The following is a 15,760-nucleotide window of genomic DNA, read 5'->3' on the forward strand; positions in this document are numbered from 1 at the left end:
GAGCCGAAGTGGTGTTTCGATCATCGGACAGTTAGACGAAGTCGGTGTTCATCGATCGGTCCTTGATACAGCTGGAATCAAGTAGGAACGGCGACTGCCGGAGGTCAGGCATCTTTCCGTCGGGAATAGTGCTTGCGCCACTTCGTAATGGCGGTCGCAAGGAAGGCGACAGATCCACCGATCACGATCAGGAGGAGTGTCCAGTTCAATGCGGAGGCGTCCTCGACTGCGGCGTCGACTGCAGAAGGTAAAACAAGCACAGGAAACAAGATGGTGGCGATCGTAGACGCCCAACGCTGAACGACTTCACTGTCGATGAACTGCACGAATCTCGACATCGCACCCCTTTAACGTCCCTGCCATTGACCGGCAATTCGAGTTATGACCCGTTTGATACTTCGCAACACCCTGTGTCGAAAGTTGTCAGCGTACTCAACGATGCTCCCGCGCCGCGTCTAGATAGATTTTCGCAGCAGATTCGAAGGCGCCAGACCGTGCAGCTTTTTGTTGTAATTCTCTTTGAGAGAAACCCACCTGTATTATTTGGCCATTCTTGCGTGCCGGCGCTGTCGGCGAGTGTGCCTATCAGCTCTAACAAGGCGCTTCGTCGGACCCTGCTGAGAGTATTCCGGAAACCCAATTGTCCTCATTCGCTGGGTGCCGCCATCGTCCATTGAGCTACGTCATCTCCACAGTGTTGCAGAAGACTGCCCGCAGTCGATGCAGCAATCTGAGTAGAGCGTTCGCGGTCGGTTTCGAACGTCTGATTACCAAGTGCTCGATCTGCGCGACTATTGCCTCGAGCAATTTGAGGAGGGGAGCGAAGCGTGTCCATCAATCGACCGATTGAAGACGATCCTGCGCGAAAACCTCGGCAAACAACTGGAATTCGAATCGAACGAAACTTTGCGTCAACGGGTAGACGAGCTGGCAGCAGCGAATGTGCGATGCCAGGATGAAAACGCCAGGCTCACAAACCAAGTCGCGGAGCGTGTCAATCAAGTTCGGGAAACCGACGATGAACTGATGGGGGCACACAACAGCTTGCGCGGGATGATCCGAGAACATTCACAATAACGGCAGGTGAGTAAATGGTGACGCCTGCACACACACGAGACCTGATCCAAAGCCCCACAGCGGGAATGCCACGTTGGCAATGGCTGGATTTGATCGATTGGTCGACGTGCCGCCAGTGGGTTATTGCCGGGCATGGTCCATCCGGTTCCTGCTATCGTGACGACATGCATTTGATCTTTGAGTGACGGATTTCATTTGGTTCCCCGAGCTCGTCGAGCAATCCGAGCCGGGCAGTCGATCGTGAACCTCTGACCCTTGTGGGTCTCCGTCAACTTCTGCGCGCTCGGTCGAGCATCGGAATGTCTCTGTAGCGCGCCCTTTTTAGGGATTCAAATGCCTGATTCAACGATCACTCCTGCGCGCTCGCATGCGCAACTTGTCGTGTCCAACGTCGCCGTTTCATTCGGCGGCGTACCTGTCCTGAGCGGGGTCGACCTCGCGGTAACGTGTTCCTCGCGCTGGGCGGTTGTGGGCGAGAACGGCCGCGGAAAGTCAACTTTTCTACACGTCCTCGCCGGAACACTTCAACCGGATAGCGGCACAGTTACACGTGTCGGCACACTTGGTCTCGCGCAGCAGGAGATGCTCACAACCGACACACGCACCGTCGGCCGGGTCGTAGCAGATGCGATAGCCGATTCGCTGTGCGCTCTGGCGGAACTCGATGCCGCATCTCTCGGTCTTGCCTCAGGGGAGATCAAGGCCGATGAGCGGTTCGCTACCGCGCTCGAACAAGCGGAGAGACTGGATGCTTGGAACGCCGAGCGGCGGGTGCGCATCGCACTCGCCGCCCTCAGCGCCGAAACCGACCACTCCCGTCGCTTGACCGAACTCTCTGTCGGACAACGCTATCGGGTGCGTCTGGCATGCCTGCTCGGGGCGAGCGATGACTTCCTGCTGCTCGATGAGCCCACCAACCACCTCGACTGCGTAGGACTCGACTACCTCACCGAGAGGCTCCGTGCCCGAGCCGGAGGGGTGGTTGTGGTCAGCCACGACCGCGCATTTCTCGCCGACGTCGCGCAGAACGTCTTCGCGCTCGACCCGACACCGGATGGCCGCCCCCGCGTGTACGGCGACGGATACGCGGGCTACCGGGCGGGCCGCGAAGGTGAGCGCGCGCGATGGGAGCAAGACTACGAGCGGCAAAAGGTGGAGACGGCACGACTGCGTGAGGATCTCACTACTGCACAGAATCGTCTCGTCAGTGGATGGCGTCCAGGCAAAGGGGCAGGGAAACATCAGCGCGCAACTCGGGCCGCCGGCCTCGTGCAAAGCGTGCACCGTCGCCGCGAGACCCTGGAATCGCAGCGCCTTCCCGTTCCCGAGCCTCCTCAAAGGCTGAGGTTTCCCGACTTGCCGACTCGGTCTGGAGTTTCCCTGCTGGTTGCAAGCGGGGTAACCGTAGCTGGTCGCCTAGTCGTACCGACATCGCTGCGCGTCGACGGGCGGTCCAAGCATGTGGTGACGGGACCGAACGGTTCCGGAAAATCCACACTCCTATCGGTGCTGGCAGGCAAATTGGATCCGACGGCAGGGCGCTCTCATACAGCGCACTGTGCGCGGGTGGTACTGCTCCAACAGGAATCGTCGCTGCCTCCAGAACAGCGGGTGGGCGAGTTTTACTCTTCACGGGTCGACGAACTCGTGGCGGTTGGGACGATTCAGACGGGTTCTGCAGTCTCGCTGTCATCGTTGGGGCTCCTGCGCGCATATGAGATGAGCAAGCGGATCGGCGAGCTGTCGATGGGCCAGCAACGCCGACTCGATCTCGCCCTTGCGCTCGCGTGCCGCCCGCACGTGCTGCTCTTGGACGAGCCGACCAATCACCTGTCCATTGCTCTCGTAGATGAGTTGACCGAGGCGCTCAGCGCTACTGAGGCAGCCGTGGTGGTTTCCACTCACGATCGACAGATCCTGCGGGATACGGACGGGTGGCCGAACCTGAGGCTGTCGGGCGTCGAGTGCGAGGTGTAGGCATGAGGGTGGAGCGACTCATGCGATGGCGAACGCTACGGCCGCTTCACAATCGTGACTACCGGATACTTCTGTCCAGATCGACGAGAGCCCGCTCGAGCTCTCAGTACTGACGCTTTTCTGATCACGACGAACAGTCGTTGTCCGGGACTCGGAAATTCCCGAGTTGACCGCCAAGGCGATCCGCAACCAGCTCGGAATGGCCGAGCCACGTCAGGGAAAGGGCAAGAGATGAAGGTCAAAGCACACGCGGTCCGATCAGGCGACTGGTGGTCGGTCGACCATGGCGTTGATCGGGATCTCGGCATATGGGCTAGTCCTGGTGGCACTGGCATGTTGTTCGGGACCTCGCTGTGAGCGTCGGCTCATGCGCGTAGGGCGGGATCGCGGTGAGCCGGATCGATCCGGACCGGAATTTGGCACACCACGGCCTCGGTGTGTTTGCGCAGTGCATGAGCGATCTCATCGGTCCGTTGGCTCGGGAGTATCCGATGCCATCTGGTCGCCGGGTCGATGGTGGCGACGACAACAAAGGTTTCTCGGTGGGGGAAGTGTGTGCGGATGTATCGAGCGAGGGTATTCCCCACGGAATTCTCGGTGTCCTCGATGACGATCAAACGCGAATTCGGGTGTCGGGCTTGCCATCGGCGGGTGAAGTCCGTCGTCGATTCGTGGGCAAGGCAGACTCGAATTGCGATGGGCTGCGAAGACATTGCCGTTGCCGCGGCCATCGCGCGGGTGGAGAGCGACGTAATTTCGGACACGGGTACTAAGACCGCTGGTTTGTATCCGATAGACAGAGAATCGTTCTCACCCTGAACGGTTAACCGCGTACCGATATGTGTGTACGCACCGCGGATGCGTTCCATGCCGAGGACGAGCGCAGGGAGCGCGAGAGCGATCAGCCAGGCGCCCTCGGTGAACTTCATGGCGGTAGTCACCACTGCTGCGATCGAAGTCAACGCAGCCCCGAAACCGTTGAGCGCCGATCGCCACTTCCAGCCCGGTGTCCGTTCGGCGAGCCAGTGGCGCACCATGCCGAACTGCGCGAGCGTGAATCCGATGAACACACCGATGGCGAACAGCGGCACCAAGGTGTTCATGTTTCCGCCGGATCCGATGAGCAGGAGAGCACCGACGCCACCGAGCGACAAGACGCCGTACGTGAAGACGTCGCGCGTCGACTTCCGGCTGAAGCGGTGCGGGAGCACGTTGTCGTCGGCGAGGATCCGCATCAGGTTGGGAAGTCCGCCGTACGAGGTGTTCGCGGCCAACGCCAACAGAATCACGGTGGAGAATTGGACGACGTAGTAGCCCACACCATTTCCGAGGGCAGCGGAAGTGAGTTGCGACAGGACCGTTGTTCCAGGGACCGGGGCCAGTGAGAACTTCTCGATCAACACGGCAAGGCCGATCAGCATGGTGCCCAACAGGATTCCCAGAGCTACTTCGGCACGCTGAGCGCTACGCACGCGAGGCTTCTTGAAACTGGGTACCGCGTTGGCGATGGCTTCGACACCGGTCAATGCGGCGCAACCACTCGAAAATGCCTTGAGCAGAAGGAGAATGCCGATCGTGTGTGCGTTGTCGGCGAGGAAGGGAGCCGTGGCGGCGGCAGGGTTTTCCCGAAGCAGTCCGGCACCGATCACCGTGAAGATGCTGACGACAAAAACCACGGTGGGCAACATGAATACCCGCGCGGAATCTGCGATGCCCCGCAGATTCAGTGCCGTGATGCCGCCGAGTATCGCCAGTGCGATCCAGACCGTATAGGGAAGAAGCGCAGGGAAGGCGGAGGTCAGAGCCGCGACACCGGCTGCGATCGACACCGCGACGTTGAGGGTGTAGTCGACGATCAACGATGCGGCGGCAGTCAGGCTTGCGCGAGGACTCAGATGCTTCTTTGCGACGGCGTACGCGCCACCGCCTTCGGGAAATGCGGCGATCACCTGGCGATACGACGCCACCAGGACCACAAGCAGCACGGCGATGGCGATCGTCACCGGCACGGTGAAGCCGATCCCCGCGCCGCCGGCGAGGGCCAACACCAACACGATGGCCTCTGGACCGTACGACACCGAGGCCATCGCGTCGAGCGACAGACCCGCCAGTCCGGTTGCGACGGAGAGCTTTTGCTTCTCAGGTGCGCCGCCGGCGCGGGTGGTCGACGATATGACTCCACGGTGTCCGAGTATCACTGCATGTCTCACCGAGTCAGTATCGATACTTCCCGTTGAGCTGAGACCGATCTTGACGATGCCTTGACGCGATCACCAACAAATCTGTACGGGTTCACAACGGCGGTTCGAGTCGCGGGAAGCCTTGTGACAGCTGATCAATCCAGCGGGCGCGCATGGCGAGAATATCGCGGTTCCGAGACTCCGATTGGGCGGCGACGTGCGAAAGTAGGTCGCGAAGTCGGCCCAGAACGAGTGGTGAGTTCGATGCCGAGGCTATGACGTCGTCCAGTCCGGTTCTGACGAAGGTCGTGAAGTCGGGTAGCGGAATCACCACACGCAGATCACCACGCTCGTCGACGACCCGGATCGAATCTGCGCGCACGGAGGCCACCAGAGTGAGGAGGTCTTCGATCTCGTCCAGAGCCTGCACGGCCGTCGCAGGATCGTTGATAGCGGGTGAGAGCGCTCTGAGCGCGATGTCAGCCAACAACCGAATCGCGAGTAGGGGGTCCTGGGTGAAGGTCCGCTCACTCCCACTGACCAAGGCGTCAAGGATCGTGTTGGCGGGCATGGGTCCGCCGTAGACGTCGGCGAGCGGCAATCCGTCTCGCAGCGTGCTACCCGGCGACACTCGGAGGACCACCATGGATCGGCAGTTCCGAGTGCTCTGCAGGAGATCTTCGACGAGGATCTGTTGCAGAACGGCCGGCGGTCGATGCCACTCGATAGTCGTGATCACCGGAAGTGTTGGTAGAGGAGGCAACTCCCGATCGGTGGTGGGGTACACGGCGGCGAAGACTGCTCGGCCACGACTCGAGATCGAGGTCAGTACAGGAGCCAACTGGATGGCCGAGAATGCGCGCAGCTGGAGCAGCCTGATCAGCGTCAGCGTGGCCAAGAGCGCCAGCACTGCGAGACTTGGCACAACCACGGACACATCCGTTTCGTTGCTGATGGCGAGCGCTGCCGTGATGTCGAAAACCGACTGGCCTATGGCGAAGGCAAACGTCCGCCACACGATGGGGTCGTCGCGGAACAACAACAAGCGAGGAGTGAAGGTGGTCGCGGCCCACTGGACGACAAGGAACAGTAGCGAGAAGATCACTGCGACTACACCCAGTAACCCCAGCCCGAGTGCAACGAGCATCTCGCTGACCTGACGGGCGGGAATCATTGGGCCGCTACGTAAATATGGCATCGCCAGTCCGGCAGCCAGTCCTACGACGACGCACAGGATCTGGGTCAGGCCGGCACGCACACGGCGCCGGGGGACGAGGAAGGCATGCCCGATCGGGGTGGGAGCGAAACGTCCGGGCTGATCCACCCTTCAAGCCTCCACGCTGCGGCAATGGTGCGCCTTCACCCGAAACGGATGATGTCGACGCCGTCGTGATCCTGAAACGCTTGAAAGAGCCATGTGAGAGACAGAAGGCGAGACGTCATGACGGATCCGACAGGCCAGAGCCGCGCTGTACTACCGATTCCGGATCGACAACATCTTGGTCTGGTGACGTACGACGCGAAGGATCCGGACACGGAGTTTCCGCCGATCACTCCGCTACTGCCGCCGGCCGGGGCACCCAACGTTCTGGTGGTCCTGTTGGACGACGTGGGATATGGCGCGAGCAGTGCCTTCGGCGGACCAGCGGACACACCGACTGCTGAGCGATTGCAAAGTAATGGGCTCACGTACACGCGGTTTCACACGACTGCGCTGTGCGCACCGACCCGCGCCGCACTGCTGAGTGGGCGCAACCACCATTCGGTCGGAATGGGCTCGGTCACCGAAACCGCGACCTCGGCTCCTGGACTTTCCGGTCTGCGCCCGAATACCAAAGCCGCACTGCCGATGACGTTGAAACTGAACGGATACTCGACGGCGCAGTTCGGCAAGTGCCACGAGGTACCGCCGTGGCAGACATCCCCGGTGGGGCCGTTCACATCGTGGCCGACGGGAGAAGGCGGATTCGAGCACTTCTACGGATTCATCGGCGGGGAGAACAACCAGTACTACCCGGCGCTGTACGAGGGTGTCGCGCCCGTGGAGGCGGACAAGACACCGGAGGAGGGTTACCACCTCACCGAGGACCTGGCCGATCACGCCATCGACTGGGTTCGGATGCAGAAGTCATTGGCTCCGGACAAGCCGTTCTTCGTCTACTTTGCACCCGGCGCCACACATGCACCGCACCATGTTCCGAAGGAGTGGGCAGACAAGTACGAGGGCCGGTTCGCAGGAGGTTGGGACGCGCAACGCGAATCGATTCTCGAGCAGCAGAAGCAGCGGGGAGTCGTCCCCGCGGATGCGGTCCTCACCCCGCGCCCCGAGGCCATTCCGGCGTGGGAGGACATGAGTGAGGAGATGAAGCCTGTCCTCGAACGCCAAATGGAAGTCTATGCAGGGTTTCTCGAACACACCGATTTCCATGTCGGCCGGCTTGTCGATGCGATCGAGGAACTCGGAGCTCTCGACAACACCCTCGTGTACTACATCATCGGCGACAACGGAGCGTCCGCAGAGGGGACGATCAACGGAGCCTTCAACGAGATGGCCAACTTCAACGGACTCGCCGCCATCGAAACACCCGAGTTCATGGCGGAAGTGAAAGACAAGTTCGGTACCAAGGACGCGTACAACCACTACTCCGTGGGGTGGGCATGGGCAATGTGCACGCCGTACCAGTGGACGAAACAGGTTGCCTCGCATTGGGGTGGCACTCGCAACGGAACGATCGTGCACTGGCCGGCGGGGATTCGGACCAAGGGTGAGACGCGGTCGCAATTCACCCACGTCATCGACGTCGCACCAACGATCCTCGAGGTCGCGAAACTGCCGGAACCGACCTTCGTCAACGGCGTCCAACAATCACCGATCGAGGGGACCAGCATGGTCTACACCTTCGACGACGCCGAAGCCGCCGAACGTCACGATCTGCAGTACTTCGAGATGGCCGGCAATCGCGGTATCTATTACAAGGGTTGGAGTGCGGTCACCAGACACAGCACTCCGTGGCTGTTCGCGGAGGCACTCCCCGCTCTCGACGACGACGTGTGGGAGCTCTACGACGGGTCGCAGGATTGGACGCAGTCCAAGGATTTGGCGGCCGAGTTGCCGGAGAAACTTGCTGCACTGCAACGCTTGTGGTTGATCGAAGCAGTCAAGTACAACGTGCTTCCGATCGACGACCGAAGATTCGAGAGGTTCAACCCTCACATCGCGGGGCGTCCGCAGTTGGTGTCCGGGAACCGACAGGTTCTGTTTCCCGGAATGAAACGGCTGAGCGAGCACAGCGTGCTGAGTATCAAGAATCGATCGTTCAGTGTCACAGCAGCAGTCGACATCGCGGATGGCATTACTGCCAACGGTGTGATGATCGCGCAGGGCGGCAGGTTCGGCGGCTGGGCACTTTACGCGCGGGAAGGTCGCGCCAAATTCGTCTACAACCTGCTCGGCATGACCGAGTTCGTCGTCGGGTCCGACGTTGACATTCCGGCAGGATCACATCAGATCAGAGTTGAGTTCGCCTACGACGGCGGTGGTCTCGCGAGGGGCGGCGGTGTCACGATCTATCACGACGGTCACGAAGTGGGTTCGGGTCGCGTCGAGCAGACCCAACCGATGGTCTTCTCGGCGGACGAGACCACCGACATCGGTGACGATTACGGCATGCCTGTCAGTGTCGACTACAGTGGCGCAACCACATTCAACGGCCGTATCGAGGTAGTGCAGATCGACGTCGGCGACGATGACCATACCCACCTGATCGACCCGGAGGAGGTGGCGCGAGTGGCGTTGTCCAGGCAGTGATTCCACTGACAAGAGCAGCAGTCACAATCTCCTGAGGGAGGGTCGCAATGCCGACCGTCATCCGTACTGTTCACGATCTGGTCCGCCACGCGCGCGGGCCGACGCACCATCACCACCATCAATCCGTGCACGAGGCACGGCGAATGCGCGCCCACCACATACTGGTCACGCATTCGCTCGCCTGATTTCGGGGCTACAGGTCGCGCGCCAGTGCTCGTCCGGCTGCGCGGCCGGAGAAGATGCAGCCACCGAGGAAGGTCCCTTCGAGCGCGCTGTAACCGTGGACTCCGCCGCCGCCGAAGCCCGCGACCTCACCGGCTGCGTACAGGCCGTCGAAGACACTGCCGTCGGCCTTGATGACCTGTGAATCCAGGTTGGTTTCCAAGCCGCCGAGGGTCTTGCGGGTGAGCAGGTGCAACCGGACCGCGATCATTGGGCCGTTCTTGGGGTCCAGGATCTTGTGCGGTGCAACGACGCGCACGATCTTGTCTGCCAACAGATTACGAGCACCGTGGATGGCGGTGACCTGGAAGTCCTTGCTGTACTTGTTGTCGACTTCGCGGTCGCGGGCGATCATCTCGCGCTCGATGTCCTCGTACTCGAGGAGCGGTTCGTCGGTGAGGGCGTTCATGCCGTCGACCAGATCACGAAGGTTGTTGCGCACCACGAAGTCTGCGCCCTTCTGCTTGAATGCCTCGACCGGTCCCGGCGCGCCCTTCTTGATTCGTTCGAGGAGGAGCTTGAAGTCGCGGTTGGTGAAGTCCGGGTTCTGTTCCGATCCCGAGAGTGCGAACTCCTTCTCGATGATCTTCTGATCGAGGATGAACCACGTGTACTCGTGGCCGCTGTCGAGGATGTACTTGAAGGTTCCCATCGTGTCGAAGCCGGGGAAGTTGGGGACCGGCAGACGCTTGCCGGTGGCGTCGAACCACATCGAGGAGGGTCCGGGGATGATTCGGATTCCGTGGTTGGGCCAGATGGGATTCCAGTTCTGGATGCCTTCGGTGTAGTGCCACATGCGGTCGCGGTTCACGATGTTTCCGCCCGCGGATTCGGTGATTTCGAGCATCCGTCCGTCGACGTGTGCAGGTACTCCCGTCAGCATGTGCTTCGGTGCCTTGCCGAGTCGCTCGGGCCAGTTCTTCTTCACCAGTTCGTAGTTGCCGCCGATTCCACCGGAGGTGACCACGACTGCCTGTGCGGCGAACTCGAATTCGCCGATGGGGGTGCGCGAACTCTTCACGCCGCGTAGATCACTGGAAGGTTCGAGGACGGTTCCGCGTACACCGGTGACCGCACCATCGGTGACGACGAGTTGATCGACTTGGTGGCGGTGCTTGAACGTGACCAGTCCGCGCTTCTGGGCGGCGATCACCTTGGTCAGGAAGACATCGACCACGCCGGGGCCGGTTCCCCAGGTGAGGTGGAATCGCGGTACCGAATTGCCGTGTCCAAGAGCCATTCCGCGGCCGCGTTCGGCCCAACCGACATTCGGCATCAGACGAAGCCCCAGGTCGTGCAGGTACTGACGCTTGTCGCCGGCCGCGAACTCGACGTACGCCTTGGCCCACTGGCGAGGCCAGTGATCTTCGCGCTCACGGTCGAATCCGGCAGTGCCCATCCAGTCCTGCATTGCCAACTCGAGAGAGTCCTTGATACCGAGTCGGCGTTGCTCGGGGCTGTTCACGAGGAAGAGTCCGCCGAGCGACCAGAATGCCTGCGCGCCGAGGTTGGCTGCGTTCTCCTGTTCCACGACAAGGACTTTGCGGCCGGCGCGTGTCAGTTCGTAGGTGGCGACCAGTCCCGCCAGCCCTGCCCCGACAACGATGACGTCAGCTTGTTCGCTCACGACAGCTCCTCTTTCGATTGGTTGTTCTGGATTATTTCGCTGTAGGACAGCAGGATTCGAGTGAAGATATCGCGGCGCAGTGCGAAGGCGGCGTTGGTGTCGGTGTCGACGAGACACTGCACGCTGGTGCCGTCGTGCACTGCGACCAATGCCCGTCCCAACGCAGTCGGGTCGCCGACGATTGTTCGCCCGACGTCGCTGAGTGCGGACTCCACAATGGGCAACAGGGTGCGAAGGATCGCGTCTTCACGGTCGGCAAGGGCTTTGCGAAGTGCCGGGTTGCGGAGCGCGTGGGCTGTGAATTCCGCGTTGATCCGGTACCACTGCGGGTCGACCGGAACCACCGCCACGATCCGAGCGACAGCGGCATGGATGTCGACGGCGTTACCGGCGGTGATCGACTCCGTCGCCAACCGCAGATCAGCGAGCATTGCTGCAGATCGCTGCTCCCACATCGCGAAGAACAGTTCGTCGAGTGAATCGAAGTTGGAGTAGAACGCGCCTCGGGAGTATCCGCCGCGTTCGCAGATCTGCTCGACCGTGGCGTGCCCGAACCCTGATTCCGAGAAGGCGTCCGCAGCCGCGTCGAGCAGGCGCTGCCTGGTTTGACCACGGCGTTTGGTGACACGTTTGGCCGGCGAGTTGTCCGTTCCAGTCGTCATCGGCGCCTCCGTCGGGGTGGAACCCAAACGATACACCGATGTATCCGATGCGAAGACGTATCTCGATTAGATCTTCTTGGCAGGTATTTCTATCAATATCTAGCAAATATGCAAGATGGGGAGATATTTGTATGACGACAGCTACAAGTGCAGATCACGCTTCCTGATCGCCGCAGTGGCGACGACGCTGATCGCCGAGGTGGCCACCAGATATCCACAAGCCAGCCGCGGTGAACCGCCGCTGGCGCCGATCAGTGCCGTCAGAATCAGAGGTGTGACGCCGGAGGCGTAGATACCCGAGAACTGGTAGACGACCGACAACCCGGTGTACCGGATTTCTGTGGGGTAGAGGCTCGCATACAGCGTTCCCTGGGCGCCGTAGAACAAGGCATGAATCACTCCGAAGACCACGACCATCGCGACTCCGAAGAGCAGGAGATTCTCGGTACCGAACAGTGCGAAGGCGGGGAAGATCGCGAGGCCGTACGCGGCGATGCCCACGATGTAGACCCGTTGCGGGCCGAACCGATCAGTGAGTAAACCGGAAAACGGCAGCAAGATCGCCATCACTACTGCGGCCACGGTGACCACAAGAAGTACGGGAACCTTTTCGAAATGCAGAGTCTTGGTTGCATACGTGATTGCGAAGACGCCCCAGGTGTTGAACGCGGCGCCCTCGCCCCAGCGAGACAACATGCCCAGTACGGTGTTTCGCGCGGCTTTTCCTTGAAAGACTTCCCTGAGCGGGGCGGACGAGCGCTGTTCGAGGTCACGAACGGCCTGAAAGGCGGGCGTCTCGTCGACCTTCAAGCGGACCACCAACCCCACGATCACGAGCACCAAGCTGAGGACGAAGGCGATGCGCCAGCCGAAACGGAGAAACTGGTCGTCGTCGAAGACTGTTTGAAGCAGCGCGAACATTCCTGTGCCCAATGCCAACCCGAGAGCCAATCCGATCTGCGGGATGCTGCCGAACAGTCCACGCTTCTTCTCCGGACTGTGTTCGACCGCCAAGAGAACAGCTCCGGCCCACTCGCCACCGAGAGCAAATCCCTGCAGGATGCGAAGCAGCAGAAGCAGAATCGGCGCAACGACTCCGATCTGAGCGGCGGTCGGAAGAACACCCATGAGCGCCGTCGCGATACCCATGATGAACATCGTGAGAGCTAGCGTCTTCTTGCGCCCGATGCGATCGCCGATGTGACCGAACACCACTCCACCGATGGGGCGAACGAGAAAGCCGACTGCGAAGGTCGCAAAAGAGAGCATGGTCCCGACGAACGAACTCTGGTTCGGGAAGAACAGTTGGTTGAAGACCAGACTCGCTGCCGTTGCGTAGAGGAAGAAGTCGTACCACTCGACCGTCGTGCCGAGCAGGCTCGCGGCGACGACGGTTCTCAATCTGGATCGCCGCTCGTCGTCGGTCTCGTTCGAGAACGGTGAATTGTGCTCGACTTCGGCAAACGTGGTCATCGGAGCCCCCGGGTCGCGGTGCAAATTCACGAAGGTATCGCCGGCGCCGAAAGTGGGCACCCCTAGCGATCAGGGTGATTTCAACCCTGTTCTTCGAGGTGGACTGTGGTTGTAATGACAGAAGAGTTCTGCCTGTTCGTCGACGAAAGGAATCACCGTGTCACTGCGCTTCCACTGGTTCTTGCCTACTTACGGTGATTCCCGGAATCTGATGGCGGGTGGGCACGGCAGCTCGATGTCCGGTGATCGTCCGGCGACGCTGAAATACCTCAATCAGATCGGCGCGGCCGCCGAGACGAACGGCTTCGAGGCCGTCCTCACGCCCACCGGCGCGTGGTGCGAAGACGCATGGCTGACGACGGCGATGATGCTCGAGACCACCGAGACACTCAAGTTTCTGGTTGCTCTGCGACCGGGATTGCTCAGCCCCACGCTGGCCGCCCAGATGGCCGCAACCTTCCAATGGCAGTCTGGCGGTCGTCTGCTGCTCAACGTCGTGACCGGCGGGGAGGACCACGAGCAGCGCACGTTCGGTGACTTCCTCGACAAGAACCAACGGTACGCACGATGCGGCGAGTTCCTCGACGTGATCCGCCAGTTGTGGTCCGGTAACGGTCCGGTTGATTTCTCCGGCGAGTACGTCAACGTGGAAAAAGCTACGCTGCAGCGTATTCCGGATCCGGTACCGCCCATCTTCTTCGGCGGATCCTCCCCGGCGGCCGGCACCGTCGCATCGCGCTACGCGGATACCTACCTCACCTGGGGTGAGACGCCGTCCGCTGTTGCCGCCAAGATCGCCTGGATCCGCGACCTCGCGGAAGTCCAAGGTCGTCACCTCGACTACGGAATCCGTTTGCACGTCATCAGTCGGGACACCTCGGAACAGGCATGGGCAGAAGCGGATCGACTGCTCAGTGCGCTCGACCCGGCGACCGTCGAGCAGGCTCAGGCGAGTCTTGCGCGATCCGGCTCCGAAGGTCAGCGTCGGATGCTCGAATTGCACGGCGGCGGTTCGGCTTACAAGGAGGGCGTCGGAGCGCGGTCGCTGGAGATTGCGCCGAACCTGTGGACCGGCGTCGGATTGGTGCGAGGGGGAGCAGGTACTGCATTGGTCGGTTCGCACCAAGAAGTGGCTGATCGGATTGCCGAGTACGCGGCGATCGGACTGGATCACTTCGTATTGTCGGGCTATCCGCATCTCGAAGAGGCGTATCAGTTCGGTGAGGGTGTGCGTCCGATCCTCGAAAAGCGTGGATTGGTAGCACCGCACGGTTCGGTCGGCGGACCGGTGCGAACGCCCTTCGTCTCCAGTGGGAACTGAGTCGAAAAGCTAGCTCTTCGAGAAGGGGACGTTTGTCCCGATCTTTCGGGCATGCCCTCCCGGCGGGGCAATTGGGCCATTTCGGGCGCTAGATCCGATCTAGGCTGCGCACTGTTGCCGAACTCAAGGCGCAGTACGAAAGGATCCTCGATGAAGCTGGGCACGAGTGGAGTACGTCGCGTAGTGGGAACCGTGGCAGTCGCCGCTGCAACCGCGGCAGGCGTCGCGATGGTCAATCCTGCGACTGCGTCGGCCGAGGTGGTCCCGCCGGTCGTCTCGTACAAGGTGACCGGAAACGATCTGGCGCTGACGATCACGAACAACAACACGGGAATTGCCCCGTTGTGCCAGGCGTTTGTCGTCAATGCCGCGGATTCTACTGCTGTGCTTGATGATCCGCTGAAACTGCTTGATCCGAACCTTGTGGTGTACCCCAAGATCACCGATCCGGCCTCGCTGTTCGACGTGGGCAAGGGGCAGACGGTCACCGATACCGTGACCGATGTTCCGGACGGAACCTACGCCGTGCTCGGTGCCTGCTCCGATCTTCTCGATCTCGAGACGTTGGGTAAGCCCGTTCCTGGCGTGCCGAGCCTCGTTGTCATCGGTGGACCGTTCAGCGGCATCAATACCGGAAGCCTGAGCGACCTGTTCGGTAGCGGCAGCCTCGAAGGACTTTTCGGGTAGCTCACTGTCTGTCTCCCCAATTTTCCGACTGAGCGGTCTATTCTTCATGCATCTGGTGATCTGACCGACTTGCCTGGAGGTTCGGAAATGCGAAGTCGTGGATTCAAACGCGCTCTCGGAAGCATTGTCGCGGCGTCGGCCGCCGTCGTGGGACTGGTTGTCATGACTCCGGCGACGGCGTCGGCAGCACCGGCGATTCTTCCGCCTCCGGTATCGGTGAGCGCAGCGGACAATGCGATCACCTTCACCATCACCAACCCGAACCCGCGGTTCAGCTTCATCAACTGCACGGTGGCGATCCTCAATGCCAGGGATGTCCCCGACGTGATTCGTGATCCGGCAAAGCTGCTCCAGCCTGGCGTGTTGGTGTACCCGACCGTCAGTAACATCCTCGATCTGTTTGCCGTTTCGCCTGGGCAGACGATCACGCGGACCGTCGGTAATCTGCCGGCCGGGGTTTACGCCGTTGCGGGAGCGTGCGTTCGACTGCTCGATCCGACCAACCCCACTATTGCGATTCCGCAGGCAGTCGTGGTCGGCGGCTGGTTCGAGGGCGCGGGAACCGGAAGTCTCTCAGGATCTTTGGAGGATCTGGGATACAACACGGTTCAGGACTTGATCGACGCGTGGAATCGGATCAGCTCGGGAAGCAGCGCCGGTAGCTTTCAGTTCGAGTACCAAGGTGGCTCGGATTTCGAGGTAGTGGGTCCCACGTCGTAGTAGGTG

13 protein-coding genes are annotated in these 15,760 nt (G+C 61.0%); 7 read left to right on the forward strand and 6 right to left on the reverse strand.

The window, feature by feature from the left end:
* Positions 1-104: 104 nt before the first annotated feature.
* The gene (locus ACKAMS_RS03830) at positions 105-338 is read right to left on the reverse strand and encodes a hypothetical protein (protein ID WP_019745562.1); all 234 of its coding nucleotides are present in this window, start codon (positions 336-338) and stop codon (positions 105-107) included.
* A 436-nt stretch (positions 339-774) separates the two neighbouring features.
* Here ACKAMS_RS03830 and ACKAMS_RS03835 point away from each other — a divergent pair, with 436 nt between their 5' ends.
* Both ACKAMS_RS03835 and ACKAMS_RS03840 read left to right on the forward strand, forming a co-directional pair.
* Positions 775-1,077: a hypothetical protein gene (locus ACKAMS_RS03835; protein WP_070385206.1), complete on the forward strand. Its 303-nt coding sequence runs from the start codon at positions 775-777 to the stop codon at positions 1,075-1,077.
* Between the two features lie 333 nt (positions 1,078-1,410).
* A complete protein-coding gene (locus ACKAMS_RS03840; protein WP_408988626.1) occupies positions 1,411-3,054 on the forward strand; it encodes an ABC-F family ATP-binding cassette domain-containing protein in 1,644 nt (547 codons plus the stop codon).
* A gap of 365 nt (positions 3,055-3,419) precedes the next feature.
* On the opposite strand, the gene ACKAMS_RS03845 is transcribed toward ACKAMS_RS03840, so the two are convergent.
* On the reverse strand, positions 3,420-5,252 hold the full coding sequence (locus ACKAMS_RS03845) for an APC family permease (RefSeq protein ID WP_408988669.1): 1,833 nt from the start codon (positions 5,250-5,252) through the stop codon (positions 3,420-3,422).
* 94 nt (positions 5,253-5,346) lie between these two features.
* Positions 5,347-6,558, reverse strand: a complete 1,212-nt coding sequence (locus ACKAMS_RS03850) for a DUF2254 family protein (protein ID WP_408988627.1) — start codon at positions 6,556-6,558, stop codon at positions 5,347-5,349.
* A gap of 117 nt (positions 6,559-6,675) precedes the next feature.
* Between ACKAMS_RS03850 and ACKAMS_RS03855 the strand changes: the two genes are divergently transcribed.
* Both ACKAMS_RS03855 and ACKAMS_RS03860 read left to right on the forward strand, forming a co-directional pair.
* On the forward strand, positions 6,676-9,042 hold the full coding sequence (locus tag ACKAMS_RS03855) for an arylsulfatase (RefSeq protein ID WP_283384186.1): 2,367 nt from the start codon (positions 6,676-6,678) through the stop codon (positions 9,040-9,042).
* A 47-nt stretch (positions 9,043-9,089) separates the two neighbouring features.
* Positions 9,090-9,227, forward strand: a complete 138-nt coding sequence (locus ACKAMS_RS03860) for a hypothetical protein (protein WP_153211511.1) — start codon at positions 9,090-9,092, stop codon at positions 9,225-9,227.
* An 8-nt stretch (positions 9,228-9,235) separates the two neighbouring features.
* Here the strand turns inward: ACKAMS_RS03860 and ACKAMS_RS03865 are convergent, their stop codons facing one another.
* From ACKAMS_RS03865 to ACKAMS_RS03875, 3 genes are all read right to left on the reverse strand, one after another.
* Positions 9,236-10,891 carry an FAD-binding dehydrogenase gene (locus tag ACKAMS_RS03865; protein WP_408988628.1) on the reverse strand — a complete coding sequence of 552 codons (1,656 nt, stop codon included), beginning with the start codon at positions 10,889-10,891 and terminating at the stop codon, positions 9,236-9,238.
* The gene (locus tag ACKAMS_RS03870) at positions 10,888-11,553 is read right to left on the reverse strand and encodes a TetR/AcrR family transcriptional regulator (protein WP_317559422.1); all 666 of its coding nucleotides are present in this window, start codon (positions 11,551-11,553) and stop codon (positions 10,888-10,890) included. The genes ACKAMS_RS03865 and ACKAMS_RS03870 overlap by 4 nt, the downstream gene beginning before the upstream one ends.
* 141 nt (positions 11,554-11,694) lie before the next feature.
* Positions 11,695-13,026 carry an MFS transporter gene (locus ACKAMS_RS03875; protein ID WP_408988629.1) on the reverse strand — a complete coding sequence of 444 codons (1,332 nt, stop codon included), beginning with the start codon at positions 13,024-13,026 and terminating at the stop codon, positions 11,695-11,697.
* Between the two features lie 157 nt (positions 13,027-13,183).
* On the opposite strand from ACKAMS_RS03875, the gene ACKAMS_RS03880 reads away from it, so the two are divergent.
* From ACKAMS_RS03880 to ACKAMS_RS03890, 3 genes are all read left to right on the forward strand, one after another.
* Entirely contained in the window at positions 13,184-14,347 is a 1,164-nt protein-coding gene (locus ACKAMS_RS03880) for an LLM class flavin-dependent oxidoreductase (RefSeq protein WP_003940457.1), read from the forward strand.
* A gap of 150 nt (positions 14,348-14,497) precedes the next feature.
* On the forward strand, positions 14,498-15,034 hold the full coding sequence (locus ACKAMS_RS03885; protein WP_408988630.1) for a hypothetical protein: 537 nt from the start codon (positions 14,498-14,500) through the stop codon (positions 15,032-15,034).
* 87 nt (positions 15,035-15,121) lie between these two features.
* Positions 15,122-15,754, forward strand: a complete 633-nt coding sequence (locus ACKAMS_RS03890; protein WP_133727190.1) for a hypothetical protein — start codon at positions 15,122-15,124, stop codon at positions 15,752-15,754.
* Positions 15,755-15,760 lie beyond the last annotated feature (6 nt).

Source organism: Rhodococcus sp. 5A-K4 (genome assembly GCF_046097995.1).
Lineage (GTDB): Bacteria > Actinomycetota > Actinomycetes > Mycobacteriales > Mycobacteriaceae > Rhodococcus_F > Rhodococcus_F erythropolis.

What these genes read in the sequence shown, in the direction of transcription:
- ACKAMS_RS03830 (WP_019745562.1), bottom strand. Translation starts at nt 338, where the DNA reads ATGTCGAGATTCGTGCAGTTCATCGACAGTGAAGTCGTTCAGCGTTGG.
- ACKAMS_RS03855 (WP_283384186.1), top strand. Translation starts at nt 6,676, where the DNA reads ATGACGGATCCGACAGGCCAGAGCCGCGCTGTACTACCGATTCCGGAT.
- ACKAMS_RS03890 (WP_133727190.1), top strand. Translation starts at nt 15,122, where the DNA reads ATGCGAAGTCGTGGATTCAAACGCGCTCTCGGAAGCATTGTCGCGGCG.
- ACKAMS_RS03840 (WP_408988626.1), top strand. Translation starts at nt 1,411, where the DNA reads ATGCCTGATTCAACGATCACTCCTGCGCGCTCGCATGCGCAACTTGTC.
- ACKAMS_RS03875 (WP_408988629.1), bottom strand. Translation starts at nt 13,026, where the DNA reads ATGACCACGTTTGCCGAAGTCGAGCACAATTCACCGTTCTCGAACGAG.
- ACKAMS_RS03885 (WP_408988630.1), top strand. Translation starts at nt 14,498, where the DNA reads ATGAAGCTGGGCACGAGTGGAGTACGTCGCGTAGTGGGAACCGTGGCA.
- ACKAMS_RS03860 (WP_153211511.1), top strand. Translation starts at nt 9,090, where the DNA reads ATGCCGACCGTCATCCGTACTGTTCACGATCTGGTCCGCCACGCGCGC.
- ACKAMS_RS03870 (WP_317559422.1), bottom strand. Translation starts at nt 11,553, where the DNA reads ATGACGACTGGAACGGACAACTCGCCGGCCAAACGTGTCACCAAACGC.